The 13,175-nt window shown below is 55.3% G+C and carries 15 protein-coding genes and 2 pseudogenes; 9 read left to right on the top strand and 8 right to left on the bottom strand.

All coding sequences use genetic code 11. The annotated features are described in order from the left end of the window. Nucleotides 1-555: 555 nt before the first annotated feature. The 4 genes from U4E84_RS05535 to U4E84_RS05520 all read right to left on the bottom strand — a co-directional run bounded on the left by U4E84_RS05535 (nt 556) and on the right by U4E84_RS05520 (nt 2,545). Complete coding sequence (locus U4E84_RS05535) at nt 556-1,383, bottom strand: DUF6159 family protein (protein WP_322531099.1); 828 nt, start codon at nt 1,381-1,383, stop codon at nt 556-558. A 14-nt stretch (nt 1,384-1,397) separates the two neighbouring features. Continuing rightward, nucleotides 1,398-1,784, bottom strand: coding sequence for a hypothetical protein (locus U4E84_RS05530; RefSeq protein WP_322531098.1), 387 nt, complete (start codon nt 1,782-1,784; stop codon nt 1,398-1,400). 116 nt (nt 1,785-1,900) lie between these two features. Continuing rightward, nucleotides 1,901-2,068, bottom strand: a complete 168-nt coding sequence (locus tag U4E84_RS05525; RefSeq protein WP_322531097.1) for a hypothetical protein — start codon at nt 2,066-2,068, stop codon at nt 1,901-1,903. 183 nt (nt 2,069-2,251) lie between these two features. Beyond that, entirely contained in the window at nt 2,252-2,545 is a 294-nt protein-coding gene (locus tag U4E84_RS05520) for a hypothetical protein (RefSeq protein ID WP_322531096.1), read from the bottom strand. Nucleotides 2,546-2,575: 30 nt separating this feature from the next. Between U4E84_RS05520 and U4E84_RS05515 the strand changes: the two genes are divergently transcribed. The 4 genes from U4E84_RS05515 to U4E84_RS05500 all read left to right on the top strand — a co-directional run bounded on the left by U4E84_RS05515 (nt 2,576) and on the right by U4E84_RS05500 (nt 6,787). Then, on the top strand, nt 2,576-3,085 hold the full coding sequence (locus U4E84_RS05515) for a hypothetical protein (protein ID WP_322531095.1): 510 nt from the start codon (nt 2,576-2,578) through the stop codon (nt 3,083-3,085). Nucleotides 3,086-3,867: 782 nt separating this feature from the next. Continuing rightward, nucleotides 3,868-4,851 carry a hypothetical protein gene (locus U4E84_RS05510; protein ID WP_322531094.1) on the top strand — a complete coding sequence of 328 codons (984 nt, stop codon included), beginning with the start codon at nt 3,868-3,870 and terminating at the stop codon, nt 4,849-4,851. A gap of 414 nt (nt 4,852-5,265) precedes the next feature. Next, a complete protein-coding gene (locus tag U4E84_RS05505) occupies nt 5,266-5,664 on the top strand; it encodes a CPBP family intramembrane glutamic endopeptidase (RefSeq protein ID WP_322531093.1) in 399 nt (132 codons plus the stop codon). Between the two features lie 196 nt (nt 5,665-5,860). Continuing rightward, on the top strand, nt 5,861-6,787 hold the full coding sequence (locus U4E84_RS05500; protein ID WP_322531092.1) for a DUF3267 domain-containing protein: 927 nt from the start codon (nt 5,861-5,863) through the stop codon (nt 6,785-6,787). A gap of 135 nt (nt 6,788-6,922) precedes the next feature. Here U4E84_RS05500 and U4E84_RS05495 read toward each other — a convergent pair whose 3' ends face one another. The 3 genes from U4E84_RS05495 to U4E84_RS05485 form a co-directional block, all read right to left on the bottom strand. After that, complete coding sequence (locus U4E84_RS05495; protein WP_322531091.1) at nt 6,923-7,219, bottom strand: DUF6653 family protein; 297 nt, start codon at nt 7,217-7,219, stop codon at nt 6,923-6,925. A gap of 245 nt (nt 7,220-7,464) precedes the next feature. Then, a complete protein-coding gene (locus U4E84_RS05490; RefSeq protein ID WP_322531090.1) occupies nt 7,465-8,037 on the bottom strand; it encodes a PH domain-containing protein in 573 nt (190 codons plus the stop codon). Between the two features lie 6 nt (nt 8,038-8,043). Then, nucleotides 8,044-8,739: a PH domain-containing protein gene (locus U4E84_RS05485; protein ID WP_322531089.1), complete on the bottom strand. Its 696-nt coding sequence runs from the start codon at nt 8,737-8,739 to the stop codon at nt 8,044-8,046. A gap of 389 nt (nt 8,740-9,128) precedes the next feature. Between U4E84_RS05485 and U4E84_RS05480 the strand changes: the two genes are divergently transcribed. The 4 genes and pseudogenes from U4E84_RS05480 to U4E84_RS05465 all read left to right on the top strand — a co-directional run bounded on the left by U4E84_RS05480 (nt 9,129) and on the right by U4E84_RS05465 (nt 11,693). Next, entirely contained in the window at nt 9,129-9,812 is a 684-nt protein-coding gene (locus U4E84_RS05480) for a DUF4013 domain-containing protein (RefSeq protein WP_322531088.1), read from the top strand. A 559-nt stretch (nt 9,813-10,371) separates the two neighbouring features. Further along, nucleotides 10,372-10,554: pseudogene (locus tag U4E84_RS05475) on the top strand (IS5/IS1182 family transposase); the annotation flags it as partial. Nucleotides 10,555-10,621: 67 nt separating this feature from the next. Then, a complete protein-coding gene (locus tag U4E84_RS05470) occupies nt 10,622-10,870 on the top strand; it encodes a hypothetical protein (protein WP_322531087.1) in 249 nt (82 codons plus the stop codon). A 235-nt stretch (nt 10,871-11,105) separates the two neighbouring features. Then, the gene (locus tag U4E84_RS05465; RefSeq protein WP_322531086.1) at nt 11,106-11,693 is read left to right on the top strand and encodes a hypothetical protein; all 588 of its coding nucleotides are present in this window, start codon (nt 11,106-11,108) and stop codon (nt 11,691-11,693) included. A gap of 79 nt (nt 11,694-11,772) precedes the next feature. On the opposite strand, the pseudogene U4E84_RS05460 reads toward U4E84_RS05465, so the two are convergent. Beyond that, nucleotides 11,773-11,961 (bottom strand): annotated as a pseudogene (locus U4E84_RS05460) (IS5/IS1182 family transposase); the annotation flags it as partial. Nucleotides 11,962-12,267: 306 nt separating this feature from the next. Between U4E84_RS05460 and U4E84_RS05455 the strand changes: the two are divergent. Further along, nucleotides 12,268-12,897 carry a GNAT family protein gene (locus tag U4E84_RS05455; RefSeq protein WP_322530944.1) on the top strand — a complete coding sequence of 210 codons (630 nt, stop codon included), beginning with the start codon at nt 12,268-12,270 and terminating at the stop codon, nt 12,895-12,897. The last annotated feature ends 278 nt before the right edge of the window (nt 12,898-13,175 follow it).

The following is a 13,175-nucleotide window of genomic DNA, read 5'->3' as shown; positions in this document are numbered from 1 at the left end:
GTGGAGACAGCCCCTCGAACACCTGGTGGGGTGGTGTGAACCGACACAGCAGGTCCATCCCGAGTCGCTCCTCACCCACGGTGAACAGCGGTGCAGTCCCGAGTACGTCAGGAACATACAGCGTTCGATCAGTCGCACGGTAGGCAATCGCTTCAGACCACCCCGGGAACGGGCGGCAACGATGTAACTCAAATCCGGACGTACCGACTGTATTCGTCTCCGGTTCGATCGGAGCGTCGAGCTGAGATGCCGCCCGGGTGAGCCACGGGGGACAGTATACTGGGACATCGTGACGCATCGCGAGAATTTCGGCGTCACGGACGTGGTAGTTCGAGCAAACGATCACGCCGCGTACGTCCCCAGGCGTCGCAAGTGCCCCGTCGATCGCCGGCGAGTCGAGCGGATCGATAAGCCACACGCCACCATCAGCTCCAACCACAGCGTGACTCATCCGACGACCGGCTTCGTTGGGATGTGTATGCCAGCCGAGCCCGGTCTCGTACCGGTCGACGATTTCGTACGTCGAAGAGGGCTGGCGGTCGTAAATCGCTATCGTCAGCTCTCGGGGAACACCGTATCCGGGTCCCGACCGTCAAACGGGCCGACCTGTTCACCCGTCGTCGCGTATCGATACAACGCGGTCCGAACGATCGCAGAGGCGGTCTGCGATCCCACGATGGCAGCGACGACGATCACGCCACCACCGACGAGCGCTCCAGTAGCGAACACGCCATCGAGGATGAAGTATCCCACCGAACCTAGTCCAATACCTTGTAGCGCAACCAGTAGGAAGATGAAACTCACGCCGAGTGTGGCGGAGACGCTTTCACCCCACGTGTCTCGGAACAACGACCCGCTTTGCCGGAGCTGGCTACGAAGATCCCGTCGCTGATCAAGGACGATAACTGGCACAATAAAGAATGTTAGGAGCGCCCACGCCAGATTGAACACTGCCCGCGTCAAGCCTCCGACGACACCAAACTTCTCGTCGAGGATGTACAGAACCGTGCCAAGCGTCGCGGAGACAACGGCCCACGCGGCAATCTGACGGCGGGCACGCCATGCTGCGGCGAGCCCATCTCGAACGGACGTTGAATTGCCATCGAACAGCTGTGCCGCACAGTGCACTACAGCAGCATTGAAAAACGTCGCTACACTCGAAGAAATTGCAATCGCACAGAACAACACACCGTACTGGTAGAGGTCATTGGTGACGAGCGACGCGACGAGTCCCTGTTGGAAGAGGATCGCTGCCAGAACAGCAAAGGCGCTCCCGACAGCGAGGAGACTCAATACTGGAAGAAGCAGTAGACTCGGTTCTCGCGTGAATACGCGCAGGCTGTCACGGGTAATGTCGAACCCGCGTCGATATTTCGAGGCCATCCTGAATCACCACGTTAGGGCGGCGTTGCAACGACGAACCCGATCTCGTCCGTCGAGACACCGATCGACAGTGCGTTCTCCGGATCGGTTCGCTCCCACCGGTACGAGTTCTCCAACCCAGTGTCCGTCCGAATCGTCACGTCAAGCGGTTCGTTGGCAGCTAGGCCGGTGTATCCGTGGTCCCTGTTCACTGGAATGGATGTCGTGTCGTTGACGAGTTCCTCAGCATCTTCAGCGGTATAGATGACCGTCGTGATGTCCAGTTCCCTTTCAGTTTGATTATTCACGATCAGATGTGGTGCGTTCTTCTGTGTCGTCTGTGCAACGGCACCGCCTATTGCTCCGAGTGCAACACACCCTGTGAGCAGGATAATCGTCTTTCGCCGTGTGATGGAGAGCATATGTATGAGGAACTCAATAATAGTACGTATAAAAACTTGGAAGAGTCAAAATCAGTTTGAATGTGATCGAGTAGAGTCTTTTTGCAGGGCGTTGCCGGTGAAACAGACAGTGTCGATCACGCCTGTGCGAATTCGCTTAGCGACTCACCGACTTTGAAGCCGATCGCATCGTCGAACTCGTCTGCACCGAACGCGATCGCAATCATCTCTTTGCTCGTGTCGTCGATCGAAATCGAGGCTGAAGCAGTCGATTCCCTTTGGACCTCGGACTCACCCAGTTCCACGCTTGCGTCATAGGTGCCAGAATCAGTCTACACGTCTTCGTTCTTTTCTTCATCAGTATCTTCATCCTCGGTCTCCGGCGGCAATTCAAACGATTCCGACAACACCGTCTCATCCGACGGGTCAACAAGCGTAACCGTGCCAGTAAGGACAATATCATAAAACAGACGGTCGATAAGAATTGGTTATTGCGCGTCAGTTCCGTGGTTCGTCCGTTCGGGGTTCACTCTCCAGAGCCAAGGTAACACGAGTCCGATTGCGATAACGGTACTGAGGCCACTGGAAATTGAGAAGAACCTTGATTGGGGGAGATACCCGTTGGCCATCCCGAGTTCAAACAGACCCGCGATGGCCACCCAGACGCCAGCGAACGCTCTGTAGCTGAGCCTGTCCGCAGTAGTGAACTGCCAGACGACTGCGGCCCCGCAGATACTCCCGAAGACTGCGACGAGGACAATCCAGAATTGTGCTGACTCCATCGGTTGGATACCGGGTGGAATTCCCGATACATGTATAAAGGCTTCGCCAGCTCCGACTATTTCCGTTCTGGCTCGACGTCGGTAACTCTCTGTACTGACAGCATTGTCGCCGTGTATGAACAGGACGCCGGCGGCGAAATCATCGGACTCAGAAAGATCAGCACAAGACCATACTTCGCTAAATCATATGAACTGCCGCGGGACTACGCGTGGATGACCGCACAGAAGCTCGCTACGGAAGCAGACGTCATCGCGGCTGTCGCGACTATCTACTTCTCCGACGATCTCGACGAAGCTACCAGCGAAGAAGAGCTCGACTCGCTCGTCACAGCGGCGAACAAGAACGAGATTGATATTTCGACATTAGACATCAGAGAGCGACTGAAAGATCGAGACCACGGCGAAGACGTTCCCAGTTTCATACAGTTGGGTGTATCTCAACGAATTCAGGCTTTTCGAACTCAACAGCCGATGTCTTGCGTGGAGCACTCCCGACAATCTCCGCGATGTCGTACCAGAACTCCGGTCAATCTGTTGTGAGATATTGATTAGTGGCTCTGTTGAAATCATTGAGTGGTGATAAGTTTTGGAGTGCGTGCTGACTATAGAGGATACATCCATCGTAGTACGTCTCTTTATTTCCAGATCTGCTCTCCTGAACTGTTCGAAAAGCGAACGTGCGCATCGCTCAAAATCGCATCTGTATTCGATAGCTGTTCAGCAGGCCCTCCTCTTATGTTTCTTCCATTCTATCGCAGACTATGATATCGATCCCTCCCCGCCTTTCCACCGTTTCACGGAAGACACGACGAGCAGCGCTTGTTGGGGGGCTCGGATATGCCCTCGTCTTGCTCATGACGTTGATGTGGTCGTACGGTGTGGCAAACGTGTTGGATGCATTGACGAGCGTTCAAATCGGACCGTGGCTTTGGTGGGCGCTCCTCGGAGGGGTTGTTATCGGGAGTGTGCTGACAGTGCTAGTTATCCGATACGAACTCATTTCGCCGCTGCTCGGTGTGGTATTGGTCTACGGAGTGGCGATGTATCTAATGTGGCAGACCCTTCGATCACCGAATCCGCTCCAACCAGGGACCCCTCTGGATATTTACCTCATCTGCTGGCCACTGTTACTTATCATCGCAGTGAGCAGCGGCTACGTCGAACGTCAGCTCCGGAATAGAAACCAATCTTCAGAGAATAGCGAGGCCCGTTGACATTCTTCCCGCGCTGAAGCGCGAGGCTTTCTCCTCGATTCTCCGTAAGAGGAGTCCCCGTAAGCCACCACCAGAAGCGATAACTATGCTGTTTGAGTATCTCGGCCCATGTCCCTCCATGCAGTCGAACACGTTGAGGAAGCGTTCGGCATCACACGGGAGTTTCTGACACCTTTTGACCTGCGTCGGTGGCTAAAACTCGCGCTTATCGTATTCTTCGTCGGGAGCGGCGTGAGCTTCCCGTCGGCACAGTTCAACACGTCGACGCCACCGGGAGACGTCCCTACCGGTGAGATCCCGTTTAGCCTTCCGCCCGACGTGGGTACGCTTGCCGTCGTACTCGTCGCCGCCGGACTCCTCCTCGGCGGGCTGTTCGCGCTGATCGGAGCGATCATGGAGTTCGTCCTGATCGAATCGCTCCGTACGGGCGAGGTGTCACTCCGACGGCACTGGCGGCGGCGCTGGCGACAGGGGATCCGTCTGTTCGGGTTCCGGATCGTGATCGGGCTCCCAATGTTCGCGCTGTTCGCCGGCTGGCTCGCACTGCTCATCGTTCCGATCGTGACCGGACGCGATCCGACGATTCCTGCCACGGCGTTCCTCGTCGGGATCCCGGTGGTGTTTCTCATCGGCGTCCTGTATGCGTTGGTGTCGGGGTTCACGACCGTGTTCGTCGTGCCGCTCATGATTCAGGCAGACTCAGGGGTCCTCGCGGCATGGCGTCGTCTCTGGGGGTCGGTCAAGACCGCGTGGAAACAGTACGTGGCGTACGTCGTCATCGCATTCCTGTTGGCGGTCGCGGCAGGGATCATCACCTCGATCGTCGTCGGTATCATCGCACTTGTGTTGCTCATCCCCATGCTCATGGTCGCCGCGATCATGCACGTGACGGTGTCGTTGTCGTCGACTGTCGGCTTCGTCGTCCTCGTTGCACTCGCACTCCTCTTCGGACTGTCGATGCTTGTTATCGGGACGCTCGCACAGGTCCCCGTCGTCACGTATCTTCGGTACTACGCACTGCTCGTGCTCGGCAACATCGACGATTCGTTCGATGTCGTATCAAACAGTCACCCGTCGAGAAGAGACCCATGAGCGACGGAGCGCCGACGTGGGGTTCCGCCGTCCGGGACACAGTCGCGTTATTCGTACGCGGGCTGGTCGGCGTCGCCGCGCTTGCGATCTACTCCGTCCCAACCCTTCGGGCGATCCCAGAGCTGGCGATCCTGTCGTATCCGATGCTCATGCTGGTCGCAGCCGCGAACTCAACGGTACTCCTTGGCGTGTTCGTGGCTCTCGGCACGGTAACCGCTCCTCGGACGGGACTACACCCACACGTCTTCGCGTGGGCGTCCGGCGGTACTCCGGACTGGGACGCGTTTCGACGATCACTGCCCCCTCGCGCTCGGAATAGGTGCGGCCCTGTTCGTTCTCGTCGCCGTCCTCGACGCACTGTTCGCCCCGCTTACGGGAGTCGCGTCACTCGAACCAGTCGAGAATGCGGCGGGGATGGAGGAGCTGCTCACGTCGGTTCCGATGCGGCTCCTCTACGGCGGAATCACGGAGGAAATCCTGCTCCGATGGGGCGTCATGGCCCCGATCGCATTCGTCTGCTGGCGGCTTCGGAACCGACTCCGTGAGCGCACGAAAACGCCGCCCGCGGCGGTGATGTGGGTCGCATTCGTCGCTAGCGCGGTCGCGTTTGGCGCCGGCCACCTGCCTGCGCTCGCGTCGACAGTCGATCTCACGACCGCGCTGGTCCTCCGAACCGTCCTGTTGAACGCGGTGGTGGGGGTAGCGCTCGGCTGGCTGTTCTGGCGGCGGTCGCTGGAGACGGCGATAGTCGCACACGCCGCGTTTCACGTCGTCCTCGTCGGAGTGTCCGCGGTGGGAATGCTACTGTTCTAGCCGGATTCAGTTGTGCGCAGTAGCTCACGGGGGTCGTCGCCGAAACGGTCTCCCAGCGGGTTGGAAAATAGGATATTCTCTCATGTTACGGTCAGTACAACCTCATGCGTGCACGAAACCGACAAACGCCTTGAGTTGTCGCTGAGATGGTGGTGGTCAAGGGCAGTTATTTCAGTAGCCCAACAGACCGGACGTTATGGTCACCGCTGCCCACTCCGAACGAGAGACGCTGCTCGCGGAACTTGAACTGACGCGGGGGCTCACCATCCAGATGACGTGTCTCGGCACGCTCGGACTATTCGTCGCGGCGACGCTTTTCGGTGGACTCTATCAGACGGTTACCGGCTCCCCGGCGACCTTCCAGTTTGCACCTGCCGGAGTTGAATGGTGGACGAGCGCGCTGGATGTGCTCGTGATTTTGGTTCTCGGCACGATCATCCTCATCCCGCATGAGTGGCTGCACGGGCTCGCTATCCGCTACTACGGCGGTGAGCCGAAATACGGCGTCGGGGTCGCACACTTCATCCTGCCGTACGCCTACGCGACGACCGACCACGAGTTCACCCGTAACCAGTTCATCGTCTTACTCTTGACGCCGCTGGTCGTGATGACCGCCGTCGGCGTACCGGTAATGCTCATCTTCGAGTGGGGGTGGCTCATCGTGCCGCTCTCGGCGAACGCCGCCGGAGCGATCGCTGACCTCTGGATGACGATGACGCTGCTCGGCGTGCCTGCCGACGCCAGACTGCAGGATCATCCGAAGGGCGTCCGGATTTACGGACGGGCGAGCGATCGCCCGCGCCGGATTTCGGTGACTGCACTCGTCTGGGACGCCCTCTCGGGTGCCGCTGTCGCCACCGTTGTGGTGTTCATCCTCCTCGCAGTTAGTGGCCCGCTCATCCTGGATTTTCTCGGCGTCGAGTCGCTTACGGTCGGAACCGAAGGAACGTTCACGTACCTATTCTCGTTCGTTTCGACGCCCACCGAGATCTCTCTTGCCGTCGGTCCAGGCGTCTTAAGTATCGGAGCAGTACTGGGACTAGCCTATGCGTTCATCCGAAGTTATCGGCGATCGAAGGAACCCGTGGACGAGGCGACATCAGACCCGACAGACGAGCACTGACTGGTCTCATGGCTCAAGGTGTGAACCCGGCCGTCACCTCGGAATGTATCTGTGAGTAATCGGTAGGTTCGCAGGTCCCTCGACCGGCTGTTTCAGGCGAGAATATACCTGAGGAGTAGGATTTCGACAGAGGCATCAGTGTTCGTTCTCGGCTTCATACTCGCGCACAAGTTCGGCTACATACCAGAATTTCAGGAGCATAGACACTGCTCCAGCAAGTGCTGACCGAACAGGTTGCTTGCGGTATGCCGCTATGATTGCGTAGATCGTCGTTGGGATATTCACGACAGTAAGAACGTTTGGATACGACAGACCGATGAATCTACGATCTTCGTTTTTCCACCATTGCTCAGCGAGGACCACACGCGTCATCCACGCGTCGTTGTTTTCAGGTGGATCGAACAGTACCGGGTTAACGACGGTGAATATCACGGCTACTGCCGCTACCTTCTAATTGCGATGGTAGATCGCATAGAGGATCGCCGAAAGCAGTATCGTTCGACTCCATCCACTCTTCGGATTCGAATGACGGTTCCAGAATGTTTCTTCAATTTCGGATACTCGTGGTGCCACAATAGTCAAAGATGGAACGCACTGGTGATAACACTGGCCTCGTACTGACCGTGGAATGGACCACCTGCGGTACGGGAAACCCGTCGTTCACGACGGGACGGATGTCACTCTTGGAGAGAGCTGCGAATCGCTCGGATCTCGTCACGGATCTGCTGCCACTGCGTCAGATCTCCAGGGATACCGGAGTCTCGTCGATCGTTCCCACCGAGACCATCGTCGTTCGATGCTGTTCGATCGACGAGCGCCCGGATTGTACGAGGGTCTTCGATCGCCCGAAACGAGAGGTCGTCCCCACCTGCGATTTCGAACGTCACTGAGCCGTATCCGAAGATCGACCCCGTGATGTCCTGCCCAAAAGAGCTGTTCTGAACGGTTTCGAGGTTCGCCTGCGTGACAGACCGGGTCAACACGCCGCGTTTCACGTAGAGTGCTTCGTCCGTGATCACGTACTGGACGCCTTGAAGAGAGAAGTACTTCCAGAGCGGGACCGCCACTCCGAGTGGGACGATTGCGAGGAAAATCGGGGTCCCTCTCGTAACACTGCCCACGATCCCGGAGACGAGGAGGAGAACGCCGATTACGACTGCTGGAAGAATGGTCGTGATCCGCGGGCGACCGGACCATTCGACCGATTCGTTTGCGTCGAGCGGGATCGCCGGATCGATCGAATCCGTCATGGCTGGCTACCGTTCATCTGCCGACTCTTGGTCAGCAGGAGAATCCTCGATTGTCTGGTTGCTACTCACGAACTCATTCTGACTGGTGGTGTCCTCTCCAGCGGATTGTTCGCCCACCGCAGTGTCGGTGTTGGATGTCGTGGCTGCGGTGTTTCCTGTCGGCTCCTGTTGTGTGTCGAGAGTAGAGCGGATCGCTCTGAGTTCGACGAGGATCTCGTCAAGGACGTCCCGCTTGGTTTCACCCGATTCGGTCTTCGATTGACCACGGCTGCCCTTCACGCGTTTGTTGATAAGTTCCTGAACCTCGCGCGGGTCGGGGACTGACCGGAACTGCATCTCGATCCCGGAGCCGCCAGCGGTCGAAATATCGACGTTTCCATAGCCGAACCGAGAGCCGAAGAAATCTTGGCTGTAGGAGGTGTTCTGGACCTTTCCGAAGTCGATGCGCTGGACGTCACGTGAAAGGATTCCCGTCTTCTTGTATAGCCCATCGGTCGTCACAATGTACTGCGTATTCTCGCGTTGTAGATAGGACCCGGCGATGATGAATAACCCAATGAGGATGATAGAAAGGGGCAGTCCAACGACAAGCGCCGGGATCAAGCTACTCTCGTGTGGTTTCCCAGACCAAACGATCTCTTCATCCTCGTCAAGGGTTAACCAGTCGGCAGTGTCAGGGTCGATGGTAGATGACTCGGGCATACGAGGCTTTTTCACAGATAGCTGTATTAAACTCCCGGCAGGACAGTGGTAAGTGTGCGATCTCGGTGGAAAAGCCGCGATATTCATCTCTCTTGGTATCTCGGTGGCTCTGTTCAGCTATGTCGGTATTACAGGCTTTATTGAAATCCTCTTCTTCAGATTTGTTCTTTCCTGAAACAGCCGGTCGATGGGAACTGCGTATTGACTGCCAGAGATTCTGCCAGTTCAAAGATCTGTCTGATAGCCGTGTGAGAGACACAGCGTAACCCGTTTGCTCAATCGGTGAGTTCTTAACGACATACTGGGTATAAAAACGCTAGAAGCAATGTTTCCGGGAGTAATCCGAACGTGGGACGAACAATCTCGGAAACGTACGCTATCGCAAGTCCATGACTGACCGAGGCGATGCTGCCAATTCCCCGGAATCGTGGCACCCGGTCACCTGGCGCGAGGCGTTTCGATTTCCGATCGCGAACGCCTCGCGCCGTCGCGACATCTTGGTTGGAGGGACCGTTCTGCTCATTCCACCCGTCGGCTGGATTTTGAACCTCGGGCATCGCCTCGATGTCGTCTATCGGCTCGCTGAGGACTCGCCGCCCTATTTTCGAGGTTTCAAACCGTGGACGCGGACCTTCCAGCGCGGACTCCGCGCTTTTTTGGCTATTGTCGTCTATCTGTCCCCCTCTGGGATTGTCGGCATCGCAGCTCTCTCGCGCTGGTACGTAGCAGGTGGTGATACGGTCGCATGGGGGTTCGCTGGGGTCAGTGCCCTGCTTTTCGCATTGGCCATCTTCACGCTCCCCGGTGGGATGACGATAAACGCGGCCCGTCGCGACATGAGCTATCTCTACCGACCGGACAAGGCTTTCCGGCGCGCCATGGAAGGGGGGCGGCGGTATCTGAAGTCGTGGGCGATTGCCCTCTCGGCCATCGCGCTCTCCTTCGTCGGATTGGCCGGCCTCGGAGTCGGCTATCTATACGCGAGCGTCTGGGCCTGGTCGGTCGTGGGATACACCTTCAGCCGCGCGCTGGTGTTGCCCACGCCTCCAGCGGACGAGTATCGATGCTCGTGACCGTCAGTCCGACCGATACCAAGCCCAACAGCGGAGTAGTTACTTAACAGGTGTGGGATATATCGACAGAGTATCTACTCTTCGATATTTACTGCTGAATCCACGGTCTGGCTATCGCAAGGCTTCGCTGACATGGTCCCGATAGTTTGACTCCCTGCCAATCGATGTGTCTCCTGTATTGAGCGATCCATACTTCAAATATACCGACCACACCCAGTCTGAATGTATCACTTCCTAAGGATTTCAACAGAGCCGTATTACAGGATTTGCCGTGTTCGCGTACGGCGTATGGAGCGCAGTAGAACCCGACAGTGTCTGAGAATTGCCCCCTGCGAAGAACTCTCAGTGTCGGGAGTCACCGTCCCAGTAACGGAATCGGCGACATGTGGTTCAGTCGAGGAATTGTCCTCGAAGGTGCCTCCAAGCAACCGCCCCGATAAAGTCGTACAGAGCGTCAATAACTGTTCGCCACCGACCTCAACTGATGGAACACTATCCAATTTCTAGAAATTCTGAATGACCAAGCATCATGCGGTCATATCGCTCCAGAAGGCATTGATGCGCGCGTCATGCGCGAATCGATGAGTCACTATACGGTAAACGAGCGCTGTCTGAGGCTGTCTTCTTGACGATCAAGCGGACGCCCGGCCACGCAGTACGTTCCCGAGAATGGTACCGCGACTTCCGCCAAATCGGCGTGATGTGTGCGGTCTACAACACCAAGCGAGCCGTGACACCGTGAAATCAAACGCCTTCTGGCGATGCACCAGAGCCAAAAGAATGTTAAATTGTCAGTTCGAGTGAAAAATATGGGTCTCCTCAGAAAACTTGTAGCGTGGATAAAACCAGGGATTCTCGTGATTGTGATCGATTGGGTGATTGATTGGGTGGTCGTGCTAATTGGAGCATTCGTGTTCTTCGGGACGTTGTTCGTCGGCAGTGCATTGTTCGGTGAAACAGTTGGGTTCGGTATCGGGATCGGCTCTGCTCTGCTTGCCGCATTCTTCATCGGGCCGCGTCTCAGAAAACGGCTCATAGACGTGCGGGAAGATGACTGAACGGGACCGCCGCGGACAGGACTGATCAGTCAACGCCCCTGTTCTGATAGCTCCCGTCGTAGGTTCCCTCGTGGTACGCTTCGATAAACTATCAACGGCTGTGCATTTCATCAGAGCCATTTATTTATAATACGTTAGAAGCTCTCTATTGAATATTGAGGCTCTGTTGGAATTCCTCAAAATTGATGTTTGACGGAGCCGAAATTATATACTGTGGCGAAATATACTGTTCCTTATGAATAAGAGGGCCGCAGTGTCGGTATTTCTGGCCACTCTACTATACCAGTTCATTGATGCTGGTGCCGAGTTACTTCTCCCGTTCTACGACCGGGGCGGTATAATTACGGCACTACTGTTTTGGTTGATTCCAGCAGGAACCGCTTTCATCCTTGTATTCAGAGCGACCAAGGAACATCCATTAGATAGCCGACAACGTAAACTCATGTATCGATCAACTGTTCTTGGCGCGGGAATAGGTCAATTCATCAGTATTCTGATTCTACTTCCGACCGGAGCCTTACCGTATGACCTCGTTGGAGGCCTAATTATAGCAGGATTCACAGCCGGATACGTTTTCTTCGCCACGTACGGTGGACTGAATATTGTCCGCCCGGAATTTAATGAAAAAATGGTGAGTTACCCCTTCGCGGTTATCGCTGCTGGACTGCTTTTCGTGATAGCTGTCGGCGAGACGTATGAGTCAGAGCCATACTATATTATGGCCGTAGGCGAGGCTCTCGCTGGTGTGTGGTTTCTTATCGTGGCACGGAAACTTAAACAAAACAAGGAGGGCAACAACGAGAAAGTATCCTCTACGACCTAAATCCTCCATCTATACTGATTTCGGAGAGCTCGGTCAAGATTGTGACAATACAGGCAATGGCGAGTTCACGAAACTGCCTTCACCAGCGGCGTGACCGGATAGATACACCGAATTTCCGCTTAATACCCGAGTTCACTGTCTCGCTTTGGCTCCGTTGGCGGTTGAGTTTTGTATCTAATCGAGCGTTCCACGCTTTCTGTAGTGATGAGAGCTCACGGTGTTTGTTCAGAGGACGAATCGAATTGTCACGGGCCATCTACCGAATTTTGGCCCTGTTAACATCGTCTGAGAATATTTATTTTGCGTGCCAAGGGTCTGCTAAATTACTCACATCGTCGACAGTTCGCTGTTCACTAGTAGAGAAATCCTCGGCTTTGTTGTCTTCTTCAGATATATTCACATCTGAAACAGCCATAAGATCTCCCTTGCGTATCCACCGATGGAGATCTAACCTAAACCGCTGTTCAGAATCTCAATTCATACTATGAATAAAATACGTTTACCTCTTGCGGTATTTCTAAACAGTATCGTCAGGCCTTGTACCTCATAGATTCAATAAATAACCGGGATTTCAATGGTACATAACCTATTTCCCAAACAGATTGAGACAAGGCGACTTGTCTTCGAACGTGTGAGTCACGAGACAATAGACCCATTCGAGTTCTACGAGTTCGTAACCCGAGATGATTGGCAGAGTGCTACAGCCGAACACATGCCATGGTTTCGGTTCCAGCGACTTGACCAAGTTACCGACTTCATCGACAGGGCCGAACAGCAATGGGCCGACCATACAACTGCTCGATACCTCTTACGCCCAAAAGACGAGGAGGGTGAACTTATCGGAACTACAGCCTACGGACCAGAGTGGGACACACGGAGGGCGGGGTCAGGTGTCGTGCTTGCTAAACAGTACTGGGGCCGGGAATATGGTGTCGAGCGAGCATCAGCGTTTATCGAATTGACGTTCGAACGATATGACCTCGACGCGTACTATACAACCTGTGCTGTTAATAACGACCCATCCCGGCGCATGATTGAGAAATACGTCGAGAAGTATGGTGGTCGCCACGAAGGGTTGTTGCGACAACATTCACCACATCCAAATGATGAGGTGACTGACCAGCATCGGTTCACGATTGTGCGGAGTGAGTACGAGGATGTAACGACGGGGGTGGAAACGTTGGATTTTAATATCGACTGGTAGCTGAATCCTCTGTTTTGAGCGATCCGTGAGTCTCCTCTACTGAACGCGTATTTCAGGCCGTCCACTGAATAAAGATACCGTGCTACCAACTACTGATAGTAGTGAACTGGTCGGCCACTCACTGAAGAGAGTGCTCCATAGGACTCACCTGCATTTGGAAAGGTAATCGTATACAAGTCAGACCCGCAAAGGGCAACGGGTTCGGAGTACTGTAACAGATCTTGTAACCTGTTCTCTGTCTTGTAAATCAAATTAGCTACTAGTAGATCCGAGTCACG

The sequence above is a fragment of the Halorubrum sp. AD140 genome (genome assembly GCF_034497445.1).
GTDB lineage: Archaea > Halobacteriota > Halobacteria > Halobacteriales > Haloferacaceae > Halorubrum.
The sequence above is the reverse complement of the archived record's forward strand: the minus strand, read 5'-3'. Positions and strand labels throughout refer to the sequence as shown.